Source organism: Serratia sp. CY29653, assembly GCF_052169255.1.
GTDB lineage: Bacteria > Pseudomonadota > Gammaproteobacteria > Enterobacterales > Enterobacteriaceae > Serratia > Serratia sarumanii.
This window is the reverse complement of record NZ_JBJNLC010000002.1, coordinates 156,030-178,798: the sequence shown is the minus strand read 5'-3', so window position 1 is coordinate 178,798 and position 22,769 is coordinate 156,030. Positions and strand designations below refer to the sequence as shown.

Below are 22,769 nucleotides of genomic sequence, written 5' to 3'. Positions count from 1 at the left end.
CAAGGCGATAACAGATGACTATGCAAATCCGAGTTGAACATCTCAGTAAAACCTTTGTGCTGCACCAGCAGTACGGCACCCGCCTGCCGGTGCTGCACGACGCCAACCTGACGGTCGGCAGCGGCGAATGCGTGGTGCTGCACGGCCACTCCGGCAGCGGCAAATCCACCCTGCTGCGCTCGCTGTATGCCAACTACCTGCCGGACAGCGGCCATATCTGGATCAACCACCAGGGCGACTGGCTGGACATGGTCAGCGCCGATGCGCGCCAGATTCTGGCGGTGCGCCGCCATACGCTGGGCTGGGTCAGCCAGTTCCTGCGGGTGATCCCGCGCATCAGCGCGCTGGAGGTGGTGATGCAGCCGCTGCTGGAACAGGGCGTCGAACGCGCCGAGTGCCGTGAACGCGCCGAAGCGCTGCTCGCGGCGCTCAACGTGCCGCAGCGCCTGTGGCCGCTGGCGCCGTCCACCTTCTCCGGCGGCGAGCAGCAGCGGGTGAACATCGCGCGCGGTTTTATCGTCGATTACCCCATTCTGTTGCTGGACGAACCGACCGCCTCGCTCGACAGCCGCAACAGCGCGGCGGTGGTGCAGCTTATCGAACGCGCCAAGGCGCGCGGCGCAGCGATCGTCGGCATTTTTCACGATGAAGGCGTCCGCCGACAGGTCGCCGACCGGCTTTATGACATGCAGGCGCCGCAGGCGCTGGAGGCCCTCTGATGATCGTCAATAACGTTAAGCTGGTGCTGGATGACCAGGTGGTGCAAGGCTCGCTGGAGATGCAGGACGGCGTGATCCGCAGCTTCGCCGACGGCCCGAGCCGGCTGCCGCAGGCGCTGGACGGCGACGGCGGCTGGCTGCTGCCGGGGCTGATCGAGCTGCATACCGACAACCTGGACAAGTTCTTCACCCCACGCCCGAACGTCGACTGGCCGGCCCATTCGGCGATGAGCAGCCACGACGCGCTGATGGTGGCCAACGGCATCACCACGGTATTGGACGCGGTAGCGATCGGCGACGTGCGCGACGGCGGCCACCGGCTGGAAAACCTGCAGAAGATGATCGACGCGGTGATCCACAGCCAGCGCGCCGGGGTGAACCGCGCCGAGCACCGGCTGCACCTGCGCTGCGAGCTGCCGCACGAGAGCACGCTGCCGCTGTTCGAACAGCTGATGGACAAGCCGGGCGTGTCGCTGGTGTCACTGATGGATCACTCGCCGGGCCAGCGCCAGTTCGCCTCGCGCGAAAAATACCGCGAATACTATCAGGGCAAATACCGCCTCAACGACCAGCAGATGAGCGAATACGAGGAGCAGCAGGTCGCCCTATCCGCCCGCTGGGCCGCGCCGAACCGCGAGGCGATCGCCGCCCACTGCCGCGCGCGCCGCATCTCGTTGGCCAGCCATGACGACGCCACCGCCGCGCACGTGGCCGAATCCTGCGCGCTGGGCAGCGCCATCGCCGAGTTCCCCACCACCGAGGCGGCCGCCCGCGCCTCGCACCAGCAGGGCCTGCAGGTGCTGATGGGCGCGCCGAACATCGTGCGCGGCGGCTCCCACTCCGGCAACGTGGCGGCGCACCACCTGGCGGCGCTGGGGGTGCTGGATATCCTCTCTTCCGATTATTACCCGGCCAGCCTGCTGGACGCGGCGTTTCGCCTCGCGGCGGACGAACGCAACGCCTACGATCTGCCCCTGGCGGTGCGCATGATCACCCGCAACCCGGCGCGGGCGCTGGATCTGCAGGATCGCGGCACCCTCGCCGAAGGGCTGCGGGCGGATCTGGTGCTGGCACGGCCGCACGGCGAACACGTTTACGTGCAGAACGTGTGGCGCCAGGGCAGGCAGGTGTTCTGATGGCGCGGCTCATCTACCTGATGGGGCCTTCCGGCGCAGGCAAGGACAGCCTGCTGGCCGCGCTGCGGGCCGACGCCGACCGCGCGCCGCTGGTGGCGCATCGTTACATCACCCGGCCGGCGGACGCCGGCTGCGAGAATCACATCGCGCTGAGCGAACCGGAATTTCTGCGCCGCCGCGCCAAGGGGCTGTTCGCGCTCGACTGGCAGGCCCACCAGCAGCGCTACGCATTCGGGATCGAAGTGGATCTTTGGCTGCTGCAGGGGATCGACGTGGCGGTCAACGGTTCGCGCGCCCACCTGCCGCAGGCGCAGCAGCGCTATGGTGCGCAGCTGCTGCCGGTATGCCTGCAGGTCAACGCCGCGGTCCTGCGCCGGCGCCTGCAGGATCGGGGGCGAGAAAGCGCCGAACAGATCGAGCAGCGGCTGGCGCGGGCGGCGGAATATCAGCAGAGTCTGCCCGCCGGCTGCCGGGTGCTGCACAACGATGGCCCACTCGACGACACCCTGGCGGCGCTGCTGGCGCTGCTGCCTACCGCCACCCGACAAGCTCAGGACGCAACGCCATGAACGACTTTGCCCAGCCGAAAATCGGCGACAACGTGACCCTTAACCGCACCCGGCTCGGCCAATATGTGCATCTGGCCGACGATGCGATCCTGGAAGAAGTGGAGATAGGGGACTACTCCTATACCGCCGGGCACAACCAGATTTTTTACGCCACTATCGGCAAGTTCGTCTCCATCGCCTCCTATGCGCGCATCAATCCCGGCAACCACCCGACCTACCAGCGTATCGCGCAGCACCACTTTACCTACCGCGCCTCCGAATACGGGCTGGGGGAAGACGACGCGGCGTTCTTCGACTGGCGGCGCGAGCACCACGTCACCGTCGGCCACGACGTGTGGATCGGCCATAACGCCATCCTGATGCCGGGCGTCAGCGTCGGCAACGGCGCGGTGATCGGCAGCGCGGCGGTGGTCACCAAGGACGTGGAGCCTTACAGCATCGTCGCCGGCGTGGCGGCCAAGAAGATCGGCATGCGCTTTGACGACGCGCTGATAGAACGCATCGAACGCAGCCAGTGGTGGCACTGGGATCACGCCACGCTGCAGGCGCGGCTGGCGGATTTTCGCGACATCAACCGCTTTGCCCAGAAGTACCTTTAACGGAGGGGAGCGATGCAACTGACCTTTCTCGGCACCGGCGGCGCGCAGCAGGTGCCGGTGTTCGGCTGCGACTGCCTGATCTGCCAACGGGCGCGGCGCGAGCCGGCATTTCGGCGGCGAGCATGCAGCGCCATGCTTAACTATCAGGGGGAAACGACCTTATTGGATGCGGGATTGCCAGCTTTGGAGCGGCGATTTTCGGCGGGGCAAGTTCAACGTTTTTTACTGACACATTACCACATGGATCACGTTCAGGGGTTATTTCCTTTGCGTTGGGGGTGCGGAAATTCCATTCCGGTGTATGGCCCGCCGGATGCACAAGGCTGCGACGACCTGTTCAAACACCCGGGCATTCTGGCGTTTCAGCCGCCGCTGGCGCCCTTCTCCACCGTCGAACTGGGCGGCATGCGCATCACCCCGCTGCCGCTGCAACACTCCAAACTGACCCACGGCTATCTGATCCAGGCGGCAGGCGCTGCGCTGGCCTACCTGACCGACACCGTCGGCCTGCCGCCGGCCACCGCCGACTATCTGCAAAACGTGGCGCTGGATCTGCTGGTGCTCGATTGCAGCCTACCGCCGCAGCCGCAGGCGCCGCGCAACCACAACGATCTGACCCGCGCGCAGGAGACGCAGCGGTTGCTGCAGCCCAAACGCACGCTGCTGACGCACATCAGCCATCATCTCGATCTGTGGCTGCTGGACAACGAACTGCCCGCCGGGCTGGAGCTGGCGTTCGATCACCTCAGCGTCAGCCTCGGTAGCAGTGCAGCCGATCCGACTCCAGCACCCTGACCCCTTCGCCCGGCGTGAACGCCTGCTGCAGCAGCGTTTGCGCCACGTCGTTGGCGGAGACGGCGCGCCATTTGCCGGGCAGCAGCCTGAACAGCGGCAGCGTGAGGCGCTCCATCAGGCGCGGCGCAGGGCGATCCCCCACCAGCATGGAAGGCCGCACCAGCGTCAGGCGCGGCCAGTGCTGTTCGCGCAGCGCCTGCTCCATCTCGCCTTTGGTGCGGTTATACAGGAAGGTGGAATCCGCGTTGGCGCCCAACGCGCTCACCACCAGACAGTGCTGCGCCCCCAACCGGCGGCCGGTCAGCGCGCTCTCCACCACCAGTTGATAATCGACGTAGCGGAAGGCATCGGCGCTGCCCGCCGCCCGGCGGGTGGTGCCCAGGCAGCAGAACACCAGATCGACCGGCTGCTGCAGGCTACTCAGCAGTTCGAACAGCGCATCGCCGACCGGGTTGGTCAGCTTGCCGTGCGGCGGCAGCGGCGTGCGCGTCGGCGCCACGATGGCCGTTATCTGCGGATCGCTTTGCAACAGCTGCAACAACTCGCGCCCCACCAGCCCAGTTGCGCCGACTAACAGTGCTCGCGCCATTTCTTCCTCCGCTCCGTTGATTAATTAACCATAAGTATATGCCACGCCCGGCATTGCCCACGGCAACCCGCTTCTATACTCATCCTGACCCGCGTGATCTCATCTTGATTGAGGAGTTTGCCATGCCGTATACCGATTTGCGCAGCTATCTGGCCGCGCTTGAGGAGCAACAACAACTGTTGTGCATCAAGGAACAGGTGAAGCCCGAACCGGATATTGCCGCGGCCGCCTGCGCCGCCGGCAGGCTGGGGGAACACGCCCCCGCGCTGCTGTTCGAGAACATTTATGGCTACCGCGATGCGCGGATAGCCATGAACCTGCACGGCTCCTGGCCAAATCTGGCGATCGCCATGGACATGCCGAAGCACACGTCACTGAAAAACCAGTTTTTTGAGTTCGTGCGCCGTTATCAGAACTACCCAGGCGAAGTGGAATACCGTGACAGCGCGCCCTGGCAAGAAGTGGTCATCTCAAACGACATCAATCTATTCGAAATTTTGCCGCTGTTTCGGCTTAACCACGGCGACGGCGGTTTTTATATTGATAAAGCCAGCGTGGTTTCACGCGATCCTTCACTCGAAGATAACCACAGCAGCCAGAACGTCGGCATTTACCGCCTGCAGGTCAAAGGCCGCCGCCGGCTCGGCTTGCAGCCGGTGCCGTCACATGACATCGCCATTCATCTTCAACGCGCCGAAGAACTGGGCGTAGATCTGCCGGTCGCCATCACCATCGGTAACGATCCGACGATCAGCACCGTCGGCGGCATGCCTATCTTATACGAGCAGTCGGAATACGCCATGGCCGGCGCGCTCAACGGCCAACCGTATCCCGTGGTGTACAGCGCGCACAGCAGGCTGGATCTGCCCTGGGGATCGGAGTTCGTGCTGGAGGGCAAGATCCTGTCGCGCCAGCGCGAAGCGGAAGGCCCCTTCGGCGAATTTACCGGCCATTACTCGGGAGGGCGGTTGATGCCGGTCATCGAGATAGACAAAGTGTCGCACCGCCGCCAACCAATCTTTGAGCATCTTTACCTCGGCATGCCGTGGACAGAGATAGACTACATGATCGGCATCAACACCTGCGCGCCACTGTACGTCCAGCTCAAGCAAACCTTTCCGGAAGTGGTGGCGGTCAATGCGCTCTACACCCACGGGTTGGTGGTGATCGTTTCCACCCAAACCCGCTTCGGCGGCTTCGCCAAGGGCGTCGGTCTGCGCGTGCTGACCACGCCGCACGGTATGGGATACGCCAAAATGGTCATCGTGGTCGATGAAACCGTGGATCCGTTCAATCTGCCCCAAGTGATGTGGGCGATCGCCACCAAGTTCAACCCGGACTTCGACTTGCTCAACGTGCCCGGCCTGTCGGTGTTGCCGTTGGATCCGGCCTCGCACCCCGCCGGCATGACCAGCAAAGTGATTATCGACGCCACCACGCCTAAGGCGCCGGATATGCACGGCCGTTTTGCCCAGCCGTTGAGCGATCCCATCACTACCGGCGATTGGCTTGCAAAACTGCACGCCATGATCGAAACGAAGCAAACTCAACCCAGGAGCACGCCATGAACCGATCTCCCGACAGGTGCCCGCGTTGTGAAGCCGCCGGGCCGGAAACGCTGTGCCATGCCCCGGTGGAAGACACTTGGGCAATCTTCCTTTGCCCCACCTGTTTTTTCACCTGGCGCAGCAGCGAGCCGGATTTCATCACCGATCCGGAAAAGTACCCGTCGCGTTTCAAATTTGCGCCGGCCGATATGGCGAATTTCGGCATTATGCCGAACATCCCTGAATTGAAGCGGCAGTAGGGATACGCAAACTCACTGGGCGCCGGCGCGCGCCCAGTGCAGCTTCTTGCCGAAGCCAAGGGTGTTGTCGGTCATCTTCACCTCGTACAGATCCAGCCGCCAAACCGAGGCTTTCATCGCCCTGGCGATCGGGAAACGCTTGCAGTAACGCGTGCGCGCCGCCTCGGCCTCTTCGCCGCTCAGCAGCACCGCCTCGGCGCGGTACTGCACGCCGCGGATCAGCGCGATGCTTTTCGGTTTCGGCGCGATGGTGCCGACCACTCTGCCGTTGTTCAGCATCAGCCCGCCGTGGCGGGTGTGCGGTTCGGTCATCAGCCACAGCGCCATCGCCGCGGCGTCGAACACGTAAAAACAGTTGGCGCACCACATGTCAAGGCCGTCACCGGCGCACAGCGTCAAGACGTGTTGCTTGCCGATGAAAAGGCGGATGTGTTCCAGATCTGTCCCCATGAATAACCTTAATTTTGAAAGCTGCCTGTGCGGCAGTATACGATATTCGAACCCGGGACCTGATCCGTGACAGTTTCTAAGCTGCCTGTACGGCAGTAGATGTTTGAACGAGTATAACGTGGGCAAGCTGATGATAAGAAAGCCAGTGTCTTTCCGCCCAAAGACGTTTACTTTCTATTATTTTATGCTTTAAAGTCAATTAATTAAAAGTAAGATGCCGCATTCTAGCGACAGACTGTGGCCTTATCTAATTCGGAAAAATGATGACAACTCCAGTCTGGCACCTCTATATGCTACGTTTGCCGAGCGGCATGCTGTACACCGGCATCACCACCGACGTGGCGCGCCGCATGGCAGAACACCAGGCCGGTAAAGGTGCCAAGGCGCTGCGCGGCAAAGGGGAACTGACGCTGGCGTTTCACTGCCCGGCAGGAGATCGCTCAACGGCGCTGAGGCTGGAATACCGCGTCAAACAGCTGAGCAAAATACAAAAAGAGCGGCTGGTGAGTCACCCACCGCTGTCGTTGGAATATTTGCTTCCCGGTTAACACATGTCGGCAAAGTTTTATCCCTCCTATTTCAAACTGCCTGGACGGCAGTACTTAGTAGTAAGGCGAAAACGTATTCTTGCGAGAACTTCTAAACTGCCTATACGGCAGTGAACTCCGGGTTTTCCACCACGTCGGTGTTGGCGCATTTCTAAGCTGCCTATACGGCAGTGAACACGTTGAACTGCTTGTTCAGCGATGGGCTGATTTTCTGAGCTGCCTATACGGCAGTGAACTGTCAGCCGATACCATCGTCGCTGACGCAACCTTTCTAAGCTGCCTATACGGCAGTGAACGCTGAGCAGGTTAGAAAGGCGCTGGCGATGGATTTCTAAGCTGCCTATACGGCAGTGAACAACGTGCGTTTGCCTGCTGCTCAGTGCTGAATTTTCTAAGCTGCCTATACGGCAGTGAACTTAGCGAGATCTCGTTGCGTGTAATTTAGTTCTTTCTAAGCTGCCTATACGGCAGTGAACGGGGCATGCGGAGCATCAGCGCGATGCTTTCATTTCTAAGCTGCCTATACGGCAGTGAACATGGCCAGATCATTGCGCTCTGCTTTGGGCTTTTTCTAAGCTGCCTATACGGCAGTGAACTGATCAGCTCTTGTTTCTCTTCAGTGGTTAAATTTCTAAGCTGCCTATACGGCAGTGAACGTTCAGCTCGTAGGTATGGGTGTCCCCGGTGTTTTCTAAGCTGCCTATACGGCAGTGAACGTCTTTGTGGTGACAGCCGGATCGCCAGCGCTTTTCTAAGCTGCCTATACGGCAGTGAACACCGCTATCAGCTGCGTACAACTGGAACGTGATTTCTAAGCTGCCTATACGGCAGTGAACTTCGAATTGGTCGCGCTGCCCGGCATCATTATTTTCTAAGCTGCCTATACGGCAGTGAACAATGGCGTTAATGCTCATGATGCTTTCTCCTCTTTCTAAGCTGCCTATACGGCAGTGAACCGTCTTGAATCGTTCTCGCGTCGTGTGGAATATTTCTAAGCTGCCTATACGGCAGTGAACTCACCGTCGATTGGTCTGATTTGCTGGCCCCATTTCTAAGCTGCCTATACGGCAGTGAACTTTCCATGAGAAAGGTTATCGTTTTCTTCAATTTTCTAAGCTGCCTATACGGCAGTGAACTCTGATTGTTAAAGAGCGTCCCGGTGGTTTGGTTTCTAAGCTGCCTATACGGCAGTGAACCGTGTGATCTGGTTGTGCCTGCCGCTATTGCTTTTCTAAGCTGCCTATACGGCAGTGAACGGTATCCGTACCGGCGCCATTTCAATTTGCCATTTCTAAGCTGCCTATACGGCAGTGAACCGACCTGGACAACCTGGCCGCCAACCTCGACATTTCTAAGCTGCCTATACGGCAGTGAACAGCTTCAGCATCATTGAATTCGTGAAACAGCATTTCTAAGCTGCCTATACGGCAGTGAACCTGGCATTCACGACCTCTTGCCTCTTTGCGAATTTCTAAGCTGCCTATACGGCAGTGAACCGGCTCTTGGTGCATTCCTTCCTCTTCATTGATTTCTAAGCTGCCTATACGGCAGTGAACGCGTTCACATCAAGAAGGTGCAGGCGCTGATGTTTCTAAGCTGCCTATACGGCAGTGAACCCTGGCTAAGCTTGCCGGGGTTTTTGCATTTTTTTCTAAGCTGCCTATACGGCAGTGAACCCGAACCGACGACGTAATCGCCATCCCACGCCTTTCTAAGCTGCCTATACGGCAGTGAACTTAACGCCAAGCTGGCTTTGTGCGGCCAGCAATTTCTAAGCTGCCTATACGGCAGTGAACTGAACAAAATAGTCTCTAACAAACTGATTATTAAAGAACAACAGGCAAATACCTCGGTTTAACCCTAATTTTTCAGATACCGTTCAGAGGCAACAAAATCAATGTGTTACCTCTGAACGAAAAAAGAGGGTTAAAACCAAGGTACCGTAGCGGAGGCACTCAACCCATAAAAACTAAAAACGCCCGGCGTTGGCCTTTCCTGTAATTGGCCCTGTTTCAGGAACAAGCGGAAGTGTTGCCCGGTGGAGAGACTCTTCAAGGCAATAAAAGGCAATGAGGTTCGCTGCTCGTTCGCCATCGGTATTCTTTCCCGTGCCTGTTCTTCAGTCAGCCAACCTTTACTGACGGCTCGGCGGCGTATACGCTCAACGCTACTCTTTACCTGAACTCTGCTGACGGTACGAAACGCCGTTTCAGCAGGCACGGCCTGGATGAGCGATAGATCGGTATAGTCCCGTAGCCCTTTAATCCAGTCGAATCCCCCCAGCACCGTCAGCGCTTCGTAGCTGCCATGCAACCGCAAAATGGCACCTGGCGTACGTTGCATCTGCGGAAAGCTGATACCGATATCGCCTTTGCCATAGGCAGCCAGCGCCCGATGCAACTTGGCGAACAATGCCGACAGCAGAATGGGTTCGCTGAACTCAGGATCGGGCAATACGCGAACGTCCTGATAATGATCCATGGTATCCCCTTATTCGCCTTTTTCGCCAAATACGCCGCCGCGGATCAGCACCGCCATCACGTAATGCTGCTGTTCAACCGACGGTTTCTCTTCTTTAATTACCCAGCGATCGAGTAGCGTATAAAAATCCATCTTTTCCTTTGGCTGACGGCAGGCGATGCCACGGCTGGTCACCGACCCATAAGGTTCTACGGCGATCGCGCCAAGAGAATCGGCCTGAGAATGCCAGGTATCAATAGTGCGCAAAGCATTACCGACTTTCTGCGAGTGCATCGCGGCAACGCCCTCTACCTGGTACAGCAACTTACTTTTCTTACTGTTGCTGTCTAATACCAGCTCCTGAGAAGGGAAAATTTCCTGCCCATTTCCCAGGCGTACAAACGCCTCGACATTGAATAAGGCAAAACTTTCTCCCACCAGGCCACGTTCAATTTCCGCCGCCAGCTCGCCTAGCGCCCCTTTCGGTTGACTAAATTCGCGCAGGTTGTACTCATGCGCGTTGAATTCCCAGGTTTTACTGCCGGTCACTCGCACGGCGATTTTTTCAGCCCCCACGCGGTTACGCCACAAGAAGCGCCCATTCGCCAGGTTCTCGGCATAACGCGCGGCTAAAGCACCAAAACCATGCTCGGCGATATAGCCCTCGATCACCGCCTGCAGCGCATTTTGATAGTCTTGATCGTTACAAACCGACGGCACCGCCAGATTGCCCAACACACGCAGCGTGAACGTTACTTTTAGGGTATCGGCATTTTGCGGCAGTGCCGCAACATCAACCGTTTGCAGGTTTGGCTTCTGAATTTCAGCATCAAGCTTGGCGGGATCGCTGGTAATCGCGTTTTTCAGGCGGTTAGAGATAGTCCCACGCACCGCCTTTTCTTTAATGACGATAGGTTGCCAACTCTCGGTACCCCACTCACCCGCCAACATGATGGCGTCCGAGTTTGCCAATTTGCGTTCAAATGCCAACACCGAAGCGGTTTTAATCGTTGATTTAGCCATTGCAATAATCCTTTAAAAGTCGTCGAGATAAATTGAGTCAGCGGATTCGTCATCCTGCGGAATCACTACAGATGGGGTACGGCAGTAATAGCCGTTATCGGTTGTTTGATAGCGCCAGAACAGCGCGGATAAATCGTGAATACGGTGCAGACCGCACCATTCACCCACGCCGTAAACGGCTTCAGCGAAACAGAACGGCGTTGACGCATCGCGCGCATTCAGCACTTCACCCGCCGGATAGAGAGGAGAAATACGCTGATAACCCGTCATCAGCGGCACTAAATAGCCGGGTTGAGGTTTACCTACGTATTCCCACTCAGCCTTGTCTCCCACTTCGGGCGTTTTCTCCTGATGAGTGGGCATCGCCTGCATTTTCAATGCGGCGAAGTCCAGCCAGGCATCCAGCATTTCCGCTTGCGGCCGATGCTGTTTTAGCGCCGTGAAATGTTGTTGCAACAGCTCTGAACGGTCCAACAAGGCAAAGCCGGGCAACAGCCGGCACACTAAACGCCGCACATCTTCAGGCTGCTGCGGATAGCCGCGCACGCTCACGCCACGCAGCCGCGTAATGCTGCCACCGGCCAGTTTTTGCGTTTGGCATAAGCGGTAAAGGTGTTCTTGCAGCTGATCCAAGCCAATATCGCCATTGGCAATTTCACCGGCGCATTCAATCACCAGCGAGACCGTCATGTGCATGCGCCCTTCTTCATTGAAGGCGGCGGTTTTAGCTTCTTTGGTCAATGGATTGCGCGTCAACGCGAACTGGTAATCACGCCCTGATGAATGAGCATGAATTTGGCGCCGATGGCATATCACACCACAACCGCCCAGCGTTAAGCCGTGACTGGCCTGTAACTTGCGCGACAGCGCGTGCACATAGCCGAGGAAGTGGCTGATGGCAGGAAAACCGTAGGTCAACCCCGCCACCGCGTTGGCATTCTCAACCTGAAGATGACGCAATACGATCACATGGCTCATTTGAGATCCTCCGCCAGCGCGTCTTCCAACTCCCTTAAGCGTTGGCGGAACAGCGGCGCAGCGCGCCAGTCTCGGCGTTCCACCATTCCCATGTTCATCGGTTCAACACTCAACTGACGATTCAGCCAAACGGCAAAGTCATCGGCAATATCAATCTGCCACGCTTCTTTTTCCCGTTCGGCTCGGAACAGCTCGTCGTCTATACTCCGAAAGGGATCGAGCCACAGCCGTTGCGCCGCCTTCAGCTCGCAGCCATCCTGACTGCTCCAGCCGCGCCATTCCTCACGTTGAATATCTGCCACAACGTTAAACAGCATGTCGATGATCTGATCGATATAATCCTGACGACGACGACGGATCTCTTTGGTGCTTTCCCGCTCCTGTACCCCAAGCAAGAAGTGCCTCAGCTGCGCCACGATGCCACGCACCAGATAGCTGAACGGCCCGCGCCGTTCAAAAATGGATTTACAGCCATAAGGCGGCTTATCCAGGCTTTGCCATTCCGGCGGCGTACATGGCAGCAGCCACACTCGGCCGCCACGCACGCTGTTAAGGTAGGAAATATTCTGCGGTTTGGTGCCGCCCATATTCATCACCGCCGTCTGCGGGAAATAAGTCAGCTGCTCCGGATGCCACTGCCCCGCTCTGCGCGCCTGATTGGCCTCTTTGGTTTCGTCGCTGAAACGCACGTGCAGCAAACGATCGTGCAATGCCTGAGCGAGGGAGGAAGAAAACAGCGGGCTCAGCAAATGATAACCGTCCCCCACCGGGAAATAGATCTGCTTGGCCAACTTATGCGAGCTGGGCTGTTTGTTAATCAGCGCCTGGCTAAAACCACTGATCCACTGCTCAAGCTGCTGAGGAGTTTCAGCCAGCTCGGCTAGCGCCGAATGCTCCTGTCGCTGCAGGCTGGCAAGCAGAGAATCGCCTTGATGCTCGGTTTGCAGCAGTTTTGCGACATCCAACGCGGCAGCATTGCCAACCGCATCAACCGCAGGCTTTGGCAACGTCGCCGTTGACAGGTAACGCTCATCGCCTTCCCCCTGGCCGTATACGCTGCTGCCTTTGGCATCGCTGTGGGTGTATTTGGCGGCATGGGTGACCAGGCTGATTTGCCCGGCACGCGCGGCGGCGTCCGTTAACCAGGCCCGCACCTCATAACGCTGCTCCAGATCGCGCCGTTCCTGCGCCAACTGCTGTTGCAACACACCCTGTTCGGCCTCCGTTGCTGCCGCCAGCTTCTTTTGCGCGTCCTTATCGAAGGCTTCGAGCTTAGGCTCTCGCCTGCCCGCTACGTAAGATACGATAAAAGAAGCCAGTCCTTGTTGTGCCATATGAGCTCCTTGTGCTGTTTAACGGTTCAGGGTTATCACAGAAAAGAAGTTATTGCTCCCCTGAGAAAAATCAACACTATTACTTTGAATATAAACGGGTTTTAATAAAACCATACACACAATTACCAAACTGCATGCCAGATAAAAATTGTGACCGGTTGGTTGCTTCATTTTTACTCACCCTCATTTCACCATGAGCAAAAACTACACTCCGACAAGACAAATATCAATACCTATATATTAAGGATAAGATAAAATTTGAGTATGGCGTTTTTAACACGATTTCACTACACTCTTTTCACTGCCGTTATGGGCAGCTTAGAAATATATGTGAAGCATAAGCATGACAACTGCCGTACAGGCAGCCCGCGCCCTCAGTTGAGGGCGCGGAACACCCCCAGCGCCGGATGGAAGCGCCACGTATCGGTCTCGTCCTCACTCGGCTTGCGTAAATTGATTTCGCCAAATCTCTCGCTGATCTGCGCAAATTCCATCCCCAGCGTATCCGCCAAACGGCGGTATAGCTGCGGATAATCGTTATCCATCCAAAGGCTGTTGCCATCCGCTAATACCAGACCCGGATAGTCAAAATCACCGCTCTGTTTACTGCCGCTGGGGCCTGCGTCGCGATTCACAAACACCATGCTTTCTTCGTCTTCCTCCAGAGACAGGTAATACTGTGTTTCTTGGGCAGACTGACGGAATGGGTAGCGCCGTTGCATTTCAGCATTCCAGCTCAGGGGATAACGCCACCACAGAGCGGCGCTTTCTGTGGTTTTCTGCGTACCCAGTAACGTTTCCCACAACCGGCGATGCTCCAGATCGACCAAATTCTCGAACAGGGGCCCCTTACCGGCGCCTTGCCGTTCGCGAATTCGTGGGATAGCGCTGGGGAATTGGTACTGCTGAGGGAGCAACAACGCCTGCAGATCGTGGCTGGCTAACCGGAAATGTCGGGATTCGAACCCCGGCCGGCAATACGCCAACTGCTCACTGTTTCGTTCGCGCAGCGCTTTGATATTTTTATTGAGAATTAACAGATTAGGCGTTACCGGTGGCTGCTGCCGGTGTCGCTGAATACGCCCCGCCAATTGGATAAGCGAGCGCATGGAGCTGGGTTCAGCGATTGCCCAATCCAGATCCCAATCACGCCCAACCTCCGCGACCGGTGAAGCCAGTACGACAAAAAGATGGTTCGATTCATCATCACACGCGACGGCCCGCTTGATCTCCTCAACCTCCCATAAGGTTTCAGGTTGGTGGCGTGTCAGCGTGGCATCCAGCCGCCGCTCGATATGCGAGCGCATCGCCAAAGGATGCTGGCTGTGGTAAACGCAATAATGAATGCGGTAATCGGCCGGTGGAGCGAGTTGCATCAAGCATTGTGCTACCGCCACGAGCGGATCGATATTCGCCATGCGAATCAGGCCGATGGAGACTGTCTTACTGCTTGTATGCTGCTGGCAGTGATGCTGGTGCTGTTGAATAATCGCAGAGTGCAAACAGGCCGCAATCCCCTCCAACACCACCTCTTTTTTCCGACCAGCAACCACGACGGGCAACAATTCCGCCTGACGCAAAGGCGTAAGTTGTTCCAGCTTGCCGATACGCTGCGTGACAAAACGGGTGTGCTCTTCCAAAAACATCGGCGCTTTATCGATCTCTGCACTGACAGCGCCATGCTCATCGAACCAGGCGCAGCAAACGTTCAGCGGTGTGCCCGGTTCGGCACAGGATCGTTGATACTCACGTCTGCCGGTGCAATAGGCGTTAAACAGCGCCTGCACCAGCGCAGGGGGGAGCGTCGCGGACGAAAGCAACACGCGGGTGCCGAGCATTCCAGCCCAGTTAACCAAACGGCAGAGGGCCGGCAAGTCAGTGATATCAAAATCATCCGGCTCATCCAACACCAGATCGGCAGTGAGCAGGCGCAACATCGGGGCGATTTGCCGCCCACCGCGCACCCCTTCCGTCGCAGGGATCAGATAATCGATGGTGCTTACCAGAACCGGGGCACTGATCAACTTATGTAAGCGACTATCCTGGGCCAGCCAGCGGCTCAGGCGCCCATCATCCAGCGAGCCTTCGTAACGGACATACTGATGTTCGGCAAATAACGCCTCCGCCGAAACGCTACCGACATCGGCAACAGGAAGCTGATGCAGTTGTTGAACGGCCGTGGAACCGATCATCACGGCGAGATCGTCGTCTTGTAAATGCAGCCGGTCACGTAACGCATCGCCAGTTTGCAACGTCAACGTACGCAGGCCCAGCGCAATGCTGAAACGGCATCCCTCCTGTTCGTCCGCCAGCGCATACATAATGCGAGCGTTGGCAAACGTTTTTCCGCAGCCGGTCGATGCCATATTCACACCGAAGAAACCTTGTTTAACCGAACGCGGCCGCAGTGCGGCCGCGACGTCGTAGGCTTTGTCCTGCCAGCGATACCTTTCGTGCGCAGAGCGGCGTTTAAAGCCTTTGTGGCGAGTGATGGCGGGCAGCGTTTTGCGCACATGCGGTAGCAAACGCCCTAAAAGCAATGCCCCTTGCCCTACGCCAATATTATGCTCGTCCAGTTGCTGTTTACGCTGGCCGGTCTGACGATCGGTATTCGCCCATGCCGCATACCCAGCCGCCTGCCAATCAGTTACCGCCGGCCCTGCGGAATAGACGTGATCCGCCAACATCAGCGTCAAACGCGCCAAATGAACGGCAAACTGTTGATCCAAATTGCCGAATTGAACCAATGAGCCAAGTTGCTGCGCGCGCTGGGCCAGCTTTTGCGCTTTCGCGCACCATAAGGCACTTTGCAGCGGTGTGCCTTGTGGGAACTGCCATACCTGAGCGAAATCCTCCGGTTCCCAGTCACTGTGATCCTGATTCGTCGAGTTCCAGCATGCGTTAAGCTGATTTTCCAACCAACTGTCGCTGCAAGCAAAGTCTGGGGTATCACGGTAGCGTTCGGTAGCATCTGACCGGGGATATGCCGGTAATCGATGGTGAGCCACTATCAGCCAGCCAATCGCCTGCGCCAAAGGCGGTAAGGTTTTGAACGGGCTTTCAGACATCCCTTGCCTGTCGCGATACAAGCGCTGTAATAGAGCCGGTTCATCCTCTGCGGTGATTTCAGCTAACGCGGCCAACCACTGCTTATCTTGCCGCTGACCGACAAAGGCCTGGAACAGGCGCAGAGAAACCCATTCGTGGCGATACGGCTGAAACCGTTTCGCCCCTGCTTGTATCAACCCCGCCTGAAACAACGCGTTCGCTTTGCCAAAGTCATGAAACAGCCCGGCTATCCCCGCCATCAACGCAATCGCCTCAGCGCTGTGCCAGTGGTTCTCATCCTGGCTTTTCAAAACATCGCGGGCGGTGCTGTTGGTCGGCACGGTTCCCTGGGCGTTAAACCTGCGCGGATTGCCTACCACCCATAGCAGCTCCGTCTGATTAGCTCCCCGGATCCAGTGGCAGGCAACCGCAGTATTTCGGCGCGCCGTCTTACGCAATGCGCGCCGCAACGTGTCCAGCCCCTGCAGAGTGATAGCCGTTTGCCAAGTGCGATCACCCTTTCGTTCTGCGAACTGATCGAGAATTTTACGCGTTTGAGTGAGCGCGAACTTATTGCATTGCGAGATCAGCAGAATATTCATGAAGTGCCCGCCCCTAAACGTAAGGCGGTTTCTTGTAAGGTATCGATCATCAGATCCAATGCGTCGGCACGCTGAAAACCATTCAGGCAGCGTTGCCTAAAGTCTTGCTCCTCTTCCCCCGCCATCGCCGCGATGAAGGCTTGGGGCAAAATCAATGCATCTTTTATCAAGTCCGCCACGTCGAAAACCAACCCACCGCGCCGCGTTTTGCCATGCAAAACGGCTAAACCGTGGGGCAAACCGGTCACCCAGGTTGCCGTCGCCGCCAGCCCATAGGCCAGGTAGTTACCGTGATCGAGAAAACGGTTAGCCAGATCGCTACCACCGCCGCGCTTGGCGCGAATGAAATCGCCATAACTGACCGCTTCCGCCGCTAACTTATACAGCGCTTTGGTCATTACGGCTTCTTGCAACATCAATTCATTGTGCGTTGTACTCTCGCTGAGCTTTGACTGATAGCGTTCAACCAACGCCAGCAACCGCTCTTCATGCAATACAAACCCGTCTTCGCGCTGCATTCGGGCCCCCAGCCAATGCCGTTTAATTTGCTCGATACGCACCTGTTGAAAAATTCGGGCGGCCGCCAGCCTTTTTGCCTCGTCGAACCAAAAACTAACCCAGTGCTGAAGGTATTCCGTAGGGCGATACTCGCTCTGAGGAGTCAGCCACGAGACGGCGACTTCCACTTCGTTCGCTGCAAATAGGGGTGTCCCACCACCACCACAGAATCCGACTAAAACGCCGGCGCGAGCAAACTCACGCATTGCAGCCTGCGTGACCGAGGTTCCGGTTCCCAACATGATGGCGGTAGTGTTGGCAATAGGGATGTTCCAGTAAAGAGACTGCTTTCCTTCGTCCGTGACATATTCGACGCGGCCGCCATTCACTAAAACTCGGCAATATTGCAGGTAATACAAGTTTGCTCGTTTCGAGTGCAGTATTGTTTTTAACTCAGAGGGGGAGAGGGTATTTTTCATTGTTATATTTCTTATCCATAATGAAATAATTACAATTAAAATAAATAACAAGCAATACAGATCAATGCCGACGACACCAACGTTCTACCACGTTTTTCCAGGGAAATCCTTTGCAACCGAGTCAATATTCATCAATCAGAAAAATAAAGTCATCCACTTATTGATCACTGCCGGAATCTACCAAATACATATTACTTTTTCCTATATTCTGCCTGTACGGCAGTGCACGGAGTGGTCACGACAAGGCGTAGCCGCAGTCGGTTTCTAAGCTGCCTGTACGGCATTGAACTCATCTACTACCAACGCATGCGCGCCGCCCAGTCTCTAAGCTGCCTATACGGCAGTGCACCGATACCGGCGAAATCACTACCCGCCAGCTATTTCTAAGCTGCCTATACAGCAGTGCACAGGCTGCATCACGATTTCCCGTTTGCGCGAACTTTCTAAGCTGCCTGTACGGCAGTGCACGCTTCACATCCTCGACCACTGCTTTAACAAATTTTCTAAGCTGCCTGTACGGCAGTGCACCCTCTCATGATGAATGATCGGTATCGGTTTTTTTTCTAAGCTGCCTGTACGGCAGTGCACTTAGCCTTGTTAACTTTCTGCCTTGGCAAACGTTTCTAAGCTGCCTGTACGGCAGTGCACTTCCCTGTCGTCGTGTTCGATCCACCGCATCTTTTCTAAGCTGCCTGTACGGCAGTGCACTCGATCTGCGCGTCACGCTCGTCGCCGTTGGTTTTCTAAGCTGCCTGTACGGCAGTGCACTGGCGGCCAGTTAGACCCGGTTCATTCCCGCTTTTCTAAGCTGCCTGTACGGCAGTGCACCCGCAAAATCCGGCGCTCAAGCTTCAGATGATTTTCTAAGCTGCCTGTACGGCAGTGCACGTAGTCGCCAAGGATGAAGATCCGGTCTGGATTTTCTAAGCTGCCTGTACGGCAGTGCACCGTTGCATATTAGCGCTAATCAGCTGATTGATGGAGGAAAATCGAAATCTCCGTTCAAAAAGCCTTTTTTAAAGAGTTTAAAAATATGACTTTAAATCAATCAATTAAAAGTGGCACTCAAAAAAGGGTTCGGCAAACAAGAACGGGGTAAGGTGACATTTTTGCATTTTAGGGGGGAATTATTATAGGTTCCCTGTTTGGTATCACCATCCGTCCCACTCAGACGCATAGCCCCCACAGATGGCCTGAATTGCCAGCTCAAACAGCTGAGCAAAATACAAAAAGAGCGGCTGGTGAGTCACCCGCCGCTGTCGTTGGAGTATTTGTTGCCGAGTGCTAGAAGCGATTAAACGGTGCCGAAAAAGCCACTTCGCCGCTGACGCCATTCAGGGCGTCTTCCGCCAGCGGGTAGACCTGGAACGCGCTTTCCGTGTCCGGCCAGCGGCAGTGCAGGCCATAGGCGGCGGCCGGTTTAAAGCCGAAGCGGCCGTAGTAGGCCGGCTCGCCCAGCACCACCACAGCGGCGTAGCTGAATTCGTTCAGCGAATCCAAGCCTTCGTACACCAGCTTTTCAGCCAGCCCCTGGCGGCGCAGGCTTTCGTCTACCGCCAGCGGCGCCAGCGCCACCCATTGGCGGTCTTCGCCAGCCACGTCTACCGGGCTGAACGCGGCGTAACCCACTACCCCGCCTTCGTCGTCAGTGGCGACCACACCCAGCGTCAGCAGGCCGTCTTCGCGCAGCTGCTGCACCAAATCGGCTTCGTCATCGCGGCCAAAGGCGCGGCGCAGCAAGGCGTCGATGCCCGCCGCGTCTACCGGGATCTCTACGCGGATCAGCATGATACCGCCACACGGGAAGCCGACGCCGTGCCCTCCTGCAACCCTGCTTCGACAAAATCAGCCAACTGCAACAGCCCCATGCGCAGCGGCGCGGGCATGCTTTCCAGCTCGATGGCGTCCATCAAATTTTTCACATACAGGCCCAATTCGGTATCCCCTTCAATCTGCAGCCGACGCTGAAAGAACAGCGTATCCGGATCTTGCTTGCGCGCCGCGATCAGGATCAGATCGTTGGCGTCGCCGCTGAAGCTGACGTCCGCTTCGGCGTGCTGGCTGACCACCAGTTTGTCGTTTTCTACCGTCATAAACCATTGTAGCGCCAGATCGCGAACTTCGATCTTCAGCCAGCGCGATTCGAGAAATTCCAGATCCCCATCCGCCAACGCCTGGCGGAATTGCCAGCTCAGCACCTGTTGCAGCAGTTGGCGCTGCAGGGCGAATGGCGTGAATTTCAGCGGGATGCGCAGCAGCGACGGCCCCTGGCGCACAAGGCGTGCTCGTAGTTGTTCCAACACGGTCATCCACTCCTTTCAATACGGACTACCGCTATTTTGCCACACTGATGCGCGGCTTCAGCGGTCTATATCAACAAATAGTGCATTTCACCGCCACGTTTATCAATACGCCATAAGCTGCCTCAAATCAAAACCTGTGCGCGTCCCTTTGCCTAAAATGGCCTCCCCGATTCGCGTTTGCCGTCGGAACACCGCCGTCGGCAACCTTTAAAGACAGCGTGCGCCCGGCCGGGCGCACGGCTAAGCCAGGATAAATCTATGGAGCTGCTTTGTCCCGCCGGCAACCTGCCGGCCCTGAAGGCCGCGGTGGATAACGGCGCCGACGCCGTTTACATCGGCCTGAAAGACGATACCAACGCGCGCCACTTCGCCGGCCTCAACTTCACCGAGAAAAAACTGCAGGAAGCGGTCGATTACGTGCACCGCCACGACCGCAAGCTGCATATCGCCATCAACACCTTCGCCCATCCCGACGGCTACGCCCGCTGGCAGCGCGCGGTGGATATGGCGGCCCAACTGGGCGCCGACGCGCTGATTCTGGCGGATCTGGCGATGCTGGAATACGCCGCCCAGCGCTACCCGCAGCTGGAGCGCCACGTTTCGGTGCAGGCCTCCGCCACCAACGAAGAGGCGATCCGTTTCTACCAGCGCAACTTCGAGGTGGGCCGGGTGGTGCTGCCGCGCGTGCTGTCGATGCATCAGGTGAAACAGCTGGCGCGCACCAGCCCGGTGCCGCTGGAAGTGTTCGCCTTCGGCAGCCTGTGCATCATGGCCGAGGGGCGCTGCTATCTCTCTTCCTACCTGACCGGCGAATCGCCGAACACCGTCGGCGCCTGTTCGCCGGCACGGTTCGTGCGCTGGCAGCAAACCCCGCAGGGCATGGAGTCGCGCCTGAACGACGTGCTGATCGACCGCTACCAGGACCATGAAAACGCCGGCTACCCGACGCTGTGCAAGGGCCGCTATCTGGTGGACGACGTGCGCTACCACGCGCTGGAAGAGCCCACCAGCCTCAATACGCTGGAGCTGCTGCCGGAGCTGCTGGCCGCCAACATCGCCTCGGTGAAGATCGAAGGCCGCCAGCGCAGCCCGGCTTACGTCAGCCAGGTGGCGCGCGTCTGGCGCCAGGCGCTCGATCGCTGCCAGGCCGATCCGGCCGCCTACCGTGCCGACGCCGCCTGGATGGAGACGCTGGGCGCGATGTCCGAGGGCACCCAGACCACGCTGGGCGCCTATCACCGCAAATGGCAGTAGCCGGAGGAAACATGAAATACGCACTGGGGCCGGTGCTCTACTACTGGCCGAAAAACGACATCGCGGCGTTCTATCAACAGGCGACGGAGAGCAGCGCCGACATCATTTACCTCGGAGAGAGCGTCTGCACCAAGCGGCGCGAGATGAAGGTCGGCGATTGGCTGGCGCTGGCGCGCGAAATCGCCCGCAGCGGCAAGCAGGTGGTGATCTCTACGCTGGCGCTGCTGCAGGCGCCGTCCGAGCTGAATGAGCTGAAACGCTATGTGGAGAACGGCGAGTTCCTGTTTGAAGCCAACGATCTGGGCGCGGTGAACATGGCGGCGGAGCGCGGCTTGCCGTTCGTCGCCGGCCACGCGCTGAACTGCTACAACGCCTATACCCTGCGCCTGCTGCGCCGCCAGGGCATGATGCGCTGGTGCATGCCGGTCGAGCTGTCGCGCGACTGGCTGGCCAACCTGCTGACGCAGTGCGACGAGCTGGGCTTCCGCCATGATTTCGAGGTGGAGGTGCTGAGCTACGGCCACCTGCCGCTGGCCTATTCGGCGCGCTGCTTCACCGCCCGCTCGGAGAACCGCGGCAAGGACGAGTGCGAAACCTGCTGCATCAAGTATCCGCAGGGCCGCATGATGCGCTCGCAGGAGCAACAACAGGTGTTCGTGCTCAACGGCATTCAGACCATGAGCGGCTACTGCTACAACCTCGGCAACGAGCTGCCGAGCATGCAGGGGCTGGTGGACATCGTGCGGCTGTCGCCGCAGGGCGCCGAGACGCTGGCGCAAATCGATGCCTTCCGCGCCAACGAACGCGGCGAAAAGCCGCTGGCCTTGACCGATCACGCCGACTGCAACGGCTACTGGCGCCGCGTGGCGGGATTGGAGTTGGTGTCTTAGCGAGGTAAGCGCCGGCGGCGCACTGTCGCCGGCATTGTTTATTTATCAAGATGAATACGGTTATTTCCGCCGTGGAACCAATGGAATAAACTTACACACATCAGGCAGCAGCTTCTGATACCAAAATAAGTAAAAACCGCGATGACCGCATCTACCAAATGTTCTCCGTATGAAATAACACTTAGCGAGGAGAACGAGACAAGTAACATGCTCAACGTTAGCGCCATCATATTACAAAGCGGGTCTAAAATACGTCTATTGGCCATAACCCACCCTCTATTGTTGAAACGGTAAAAGCGATGTTCTCATCACCATCGACACTGCCCATTAACGCTATTGGCGTTTTTATTGCCACCCAAGGCACCACCGTTATTCTTATTATTCCCTGCGGGGCTGTTATCGGCGCAAGAGACCGCCCCCATCAAGCCACCGGCAACCGCCATACCTATCATCCCTGGCGGGCCACCTGAAAAACCGGTAAATGCGCCAATGATGATACCCATTCCAACCTGATTGGCACAGGAGTTTGGTGCACCTCTGCTTGGCCTGTCACGATCGCCGCCGTTATTTCCATCACCACAACCGCCAATCAGTTTCATCTCATCAGAAGTAAGCTCTCTTATTGTTGACATATTTATATTATCCTTTAAATAACACGTTATAGATAAAACTAACGCCAACCATTAAT

General features: G+C 57.4%; 21 protein-coding genes and 1 CRISPR repeat array. Of the genes, 10 read left to right on the top strand and 11 right to left on the bottom strand.

Annotated elements, in window-relative coordinates:
• Positions 1-14: 14 nt before the first annotated feature.
• Genes phnL through phnP form a run of 5 tightly spaced genes read left to right on the top strand, consistent with a single transcriptional unit; the run spans position 15 to position 3,818 of the window.
• Positions 15-719, top strand: a complete 705-nt coding sequence (gene phnL / locus ACJ8HN_RS14440) for a phosphonate C-P lyase system protein PhnL (protein ID WP_049232449.1) — start codon at positions 15-17, stop codon at positions 717-719.
• Positions 719-1,855, top strand: coding sequence for an alpha-D-ribose 1-methylphosphonate 5-triphosphate diphosphatase (phnM, locus tag ACJ8HN_RS14435; RefSeq protein ID WP_442523612.1), 1,137 nt, complete (start codon positions 719-721; stop codon positions 1,853-1,855). The genes phnL and phnM overlap by 1 nt, the downstream gene beginning before the upstream one ends.
• Entirely contained in the window at positions 1,855-2,424 is a 570-nt protein-coding gene (gene phnN, locus ACJ8HN_RS14430; protein ID WP_442523611.1) for a ribose 1,5-bisphosphokinase, read from the top strand. The genes phnM and phnN overlap by 1 nt, the downstream gene beginning before the upstream one ends.
• On the top strand, positions 2,421-3,023 hold the full coding sequence (locus ACJ8HN_RS14425) for a DapH/DapD/GlmU-related protein (protein ID WP_043148233.1): 603 nt from the start codon (positions 2,421-2,423) through the stop codon (positions 3,021-3,023). The genes phnN and ACJ8HN_RS14425 overlap by 4 nt, the downstream gene beginning before the upstream one ends.
• Positions 3,024-3,035: 12 nt before the next feature.
• A complete protein-coding gene (gene phnP / locus ACJ8HN_RS14420; protein WP_442523610.1) occupies positions 3,036-3,818 on the top strand; it encodes a phosphonate metabolism protein PhnP in 783 nt (260 codons plus the stop codon).
• On the opposite strand, the gene ACJ8HN_RS14415 is transcribed toward phnP, so the two are convergent.
• Complete coding sequence (locus ACJ8HN_RS14415) at positions 3,775-4,407, bottom strand: NAD(P)H-binding protein (RefSeq protein ID WP_442523609.1); 633 nt, start codon at positions 4,405-4,407, stop codon at positions 3,775-3,777. The genes phnP and ACJ8HN_RS14415 overlap by 44 nt on opposite strands.
• Before the next feature lie 122 nt (positions 4,408-4,529).
• Between ACJ8HN_RS14415 and ACJ8HN_RS14410 the strand changes: the two genes are divergently transcribed.
• Positions 4,530-5,975, top strand: a complete 1,446-nt coding sequence (locus ACJ8HN_RS14410) for a non-oxidative hydroxyarylic acid decarboxylases subunit C (protein WP_442523608.1) — start codon at positions 4,530-4,532, stop codon at positions 5,973-5,975.
• Complete coding sequence (locus ACJ8HN_RS14405) at positions 5,972-6,214, top strand: non-oxidative hydroxyarylic acid decarboxylases subunit D (protein WP_149558996.1); 243 nt, start codon at positions 5,972-5,974, stop codon at positions 6,212-6,214. The genes ACJ8HN_RS14410 and ACJ8HN_RS14405 overlap by 4 nt, the downstream gene beginning before the upstream one ends.
• 12 nt (positions 6,215-6,226) lie before the next feature.
• On the opposite strand, the gene ACJ8HN_RS14400 is transcribed toward ACJ8HN_RS14405, so the two are convergent.
• Positions 6,227-6,664 carry a YhbP family protein gene (locus ACJ8HN_RS14400; protein ID WP_442523607.1) on the bottom strand — a complete coding sequence of 146 codons (438 nt, stop codon included), beginning with the start codon at positions 6,662-6,664 and terminating at the stop codon, positions 6,227-6,229.
• Positions 6,665-6,927: 263 nt separating this feature from the next.
• Here ACJ8HN_RS14400 and ACJ8HN_RS14395 point away from each other — a divergent pair, with 263 nt between their 5' ends.
• On the top strand, positions 6,928-7,212 hold the full coding sequence (locus ACJ8HN_RS14395) for a GIY-YIG nuclease family protein (protein WP_442523606.1): 285 nt from the start codon (positions 6,928-6,930) through the stop codon (positions 7,210-7,212).
• 88 nt (positions 7,213-7,300) lie between these two features.
• Positions 7,301-9,008: direct repeats of the CRISPR family, unit length 28 nt; unit sequence TTTCTAAGCTGCCTATACGGCAGTGAAC.
• A 130-nt stretch (positions 9,009-9,138) separates the two neighbouring features.
• Here the strand turns inward: ACJ8HN_RS14395 and cas6f are convergent.
• From cas6f to ubiT, 8 genes are all read right to left on the bottom strand, one after another.
• The gene (gene cas6f / locus ACJ8HN_RS14390; protein WP_442523605.1) at positions 9,139-9,693 is read right to left on the bottom strand and encodes a type I-F CRISPR-associated endoribonuclease Cas6/Csy4; all 555 of its coding nucleotides are present in this window, start codon (positions 9,691-9,693) and stop codon (positions 9,139-9,141) included.
• A 9-nt stretch (positions 9,694-9,702) separates the two neighbouring features.
• Positions 9,703-10,695: a type I-F CRISPR-associated protein Csy3 gene (csy3, locus tag ACJ8HN_RS14385; protein ID WP_442523604.1), complete on the bottom strand. Its 993-nt coding sequence runs from the start codon at positions 10,693-10,695 to the stop codon at positions 9,703-9,705.
• Between the two features lie 12 nt (positions 10,696-10,707).
• Positions 10,708-11,673 (bottom strand): type I-F CRISPR-associated protein Csy2, encoded by a 966-nt coding sequence (gene csy2 / locus ACJ8HN_RS14380; protein WP_342125104.1) that lies wholly within the window; start codon positions 11,671-11,673, stop codon positions 10,708-10,710.
• Positions 11,670-13,007 (bottom strand): type I-F CRISPR-associated protein Csy1, encoded by a 1,338-nt coding sequence (gene csy1 / locus ACJ8HN_RS14375; protein WP_442523603.1) that lies wholly within the window; start codon positions 13,005-13,007, stop codon positions 11,670-11,672. The genes csy2 and csy1 overlap by 4 nt, the downstream gene beginning before the upstream one ends.
• 374 nt (positions 13,008-13,381) lie before the next feature.
• Positions 13,382-16,657, bottom strand: coding sequence for a type I-F CRISPR-associated helicase Cas3f (gene cas3f, locus ACJ8HN_RS14370; RefSeq protein ID WP_442523602.1), 3,276 nt, complete (start codon positions 16,655-16,657; stop codon positions 13,382-13,384).
• Complete coding sequence (gene cas1f / locus ACJ8HN_RS14365) at positions 16,654-17,634, bottom strand: type I-F CRISPR-associated endonuclease Cas1f (protein ID WP_442523601.1); 981 nt, start codon at positions 17,632-17,634, stop codon at positions 16,654-16,656. Before cas1f ends, cas3f begins: the two co-directional genes overlap by 4 nt.
• Before the next feature lie 1,284 nt (positions 17,635-18,918).
• Entirely contained in the window at positions 18,919-19,422 is a 504-nt protein-coding gene (locus tag ACJ8HN_RS14360; RefSeq protein ID WP_049201571.1) for a GNAT family N-acetyltransferase, read from the bottom strand.
• A complete protein-coding gene (gene ubiT / locus ACJ8HN_RS14355) occupies positions 19,416-19,937 on the bottom strand; it encodes a ubiquinone anaerobic biosynthesis accessory factor UbiT (RefSeq protein WP_039567957.1) in 522 nt (173 codons plus the stop codon). The genes ACJ8HN_RS14360 and ubiT overlap by 7 nt, the downstream gene beginning before the upstream one ends.
• A 258-nt stretch (positions 19,938-20,195) precedes the next feature.
• Here ubiT and ubiU point away from each other — a divergent pair, with 258 nt between their 5' ends.
• Entirely contained in the window at positions 20,196-21,191 is a 996-nt protein-coding gene (gene ubiU, locus ACJ8HN_RS14350) for a ubiquinone anaerobic biosynthesis protein UbiU (protein WP_442523600.1), read from the top strand.
• An 11-nt stretch (positions 21,192-21,202) separates the two neighbouring features.
• Positions 21,203-22,081 (top strand): U32 family peptidase, encoded by an 879-nt coding sequence (locus tag ACJ8HN_RS14345; protein WP_033636834.1) that lies wholly within the window; start codon positions 21,203-21,205, stop codon positions 22,079-22,081.
• A 308-nt stretch (positions 22,082-22,389) separates the two neighbouring features.
• Here ACJ8HN_RS14345 and ACJ8HN_RS14340 read toward each other — a convergent pair whose 3' ends face one another.
• Positions 22,390-22,761, bottom strand: a complete 372-nt coding sequence (locus tag ACJ8HN_RS14340) for a hypothetical protein (RefSeq protein WP_126171282.1) — start codon at positions 22,759-22,761, stop codon at positions 22,390-22,392.
• Positions 22,762-22,769: the final 8 nt, after the last annotated feature.

What these genes read in the sequence shown, in the direction of transcription:
- ACJ8HN_RS14360 (WP_049201571.1), bottom strand. Translation starts at nt 19,422, where the DNA reads ATGCTGATCCGCGTAGAGATCCCGGTAGACGCGGCGGGCATCGACGCC.
- ACJ8HN_RS14425 (WP_043148233.1), top strand. Translation starts at nt 2,421, where the DNA reads ATGAACGACTTTGCCCAGCCGAAAATCGGCGACAACGTGACCCTTAAC.
- phnM (WP_442523612.1), top strand. Translation starts at nt 719, where the DNA reads ATGATCGTCAATAACGTTAAGCTGGTGCTGGATGACCAGGTGGTGCAA.
- ACJ8HN_RS14410 (WP_442523608.1), top strand. Translation starts at nt 4,530, where the DNA reads ATGCCGTATACCGATTTGCGCAGCTATCTGGCCGCGCTTGAGGAGCAA.
- ACJ8HN_RS14405 (WP_149558996.1), top strand. Translation starts at nt 5,972, where the DNA reads ATGAACCGATCTCCCGACAGGTGCCCGCGTTGTGAAGCCGCCGGGCCG.
- csy2 (WP_342125104.1), bottom strand. Translation starts at nt 11,673, where the DNA reads ATGAGCCATGTGATCGTATTGCGTCATCTTCAGGTTGAGAATGCCAAC.
- ACJ8HN_RS14400 (WP_442523607.1), bottom strand. Translation starts at nt 6,664, where the DNA reads ATGGGGACAGATCTGGAACACATCCGCCTTTTCATCGGCAAGCAACAC.
- ACJ8HN_RS14415 (WP_442523609.1), bottom strand. Translation starts at nt 4,407, where the DNA reads ATGGCGCGAGCACTGTTAGTCGGCGCAACTGGGCTGGTGGGGCGCGAG.
- phnP (WP_442523610.1), top strand. Translation starts at nt 3,036, where the DNA reads ATGCAACTGACCTTTCTCGGCACCGGCGGCGCGCAGCAGGTGCCGGTG.
- csy3 (WP_442523604.1), bottom strand. Translation starts at nt 10,695, where the DNA reads ATGGCTAAATCAACGATTAAAACCGCTTCGGTGTTGGCATTTGAACGC.
- cas3f (WP_442523602.1), bottom strand. Translation starts at nt 16,657, where the DNA reads ATGAATATTCTGCTGATCTCGCAATGCAATAAGTTCGCGCTCACTCAA.
- ubiU (WP_442523600.1), top strand. Translation starts at nt 20,196, where the DNA reads ATGGAGCTGCTTTGTCCCGCCGGCAACCTGCCGGCCCTGAAGGCCGCG.
- ACJ8HN_RS14395 (WP_442523606.1), top strand. Translation starts at nt 6,928, where the DNA reads ATGACAACTCCAGTCTGGCACCTCTATATGCTACGTTTGCCGAGCGGC.
- cas6f (WP_442523605.1), bottom strand. Translation starts at nt 9,693, where the DNA reads ATGGATCATTATCAGGACGTTCGCGTATTGCCCGATCCTGAGTTCAGC.
- phnL (WP_049232449.1), top strand. Translation starts at nt 15, where the DNA reads ATGACTATGCAAATCCGAGTTGAACATCTCAGTAAAACCTTTGTGCTG.
- ACJ8HN_RS14345 (WP_033636834.1), top strand. Translation starts at nt 21,203, where the DNA reads ATGAAATACGCACTGGGGCCGGTGCTCTACTACTGGCCGAAAAACGAC.
- phnN (WP_442523611.1), top strand. Translation starts at nt 1,855, where the DNA reads ATGGCGCGGCTCATCTACCTGATGGGGCCTTCCGGCGCAGGCAAGGAC.
- cas1f (WP_442523601.1), bottom strand. Translation starts at nt 17,634, where the DNA reads ATGAAAAATACCCTCTCCCCCTCTGAGTTAAAAACAATACTGCACTCG.
- csy1 (WP_442523603.1), bottom strand. Translation starts at nt 13,007, where the DNA reads ATGGCACAACAAGGACTGGCTTCTTTTATCGTATCTTACGTAGCGGGC.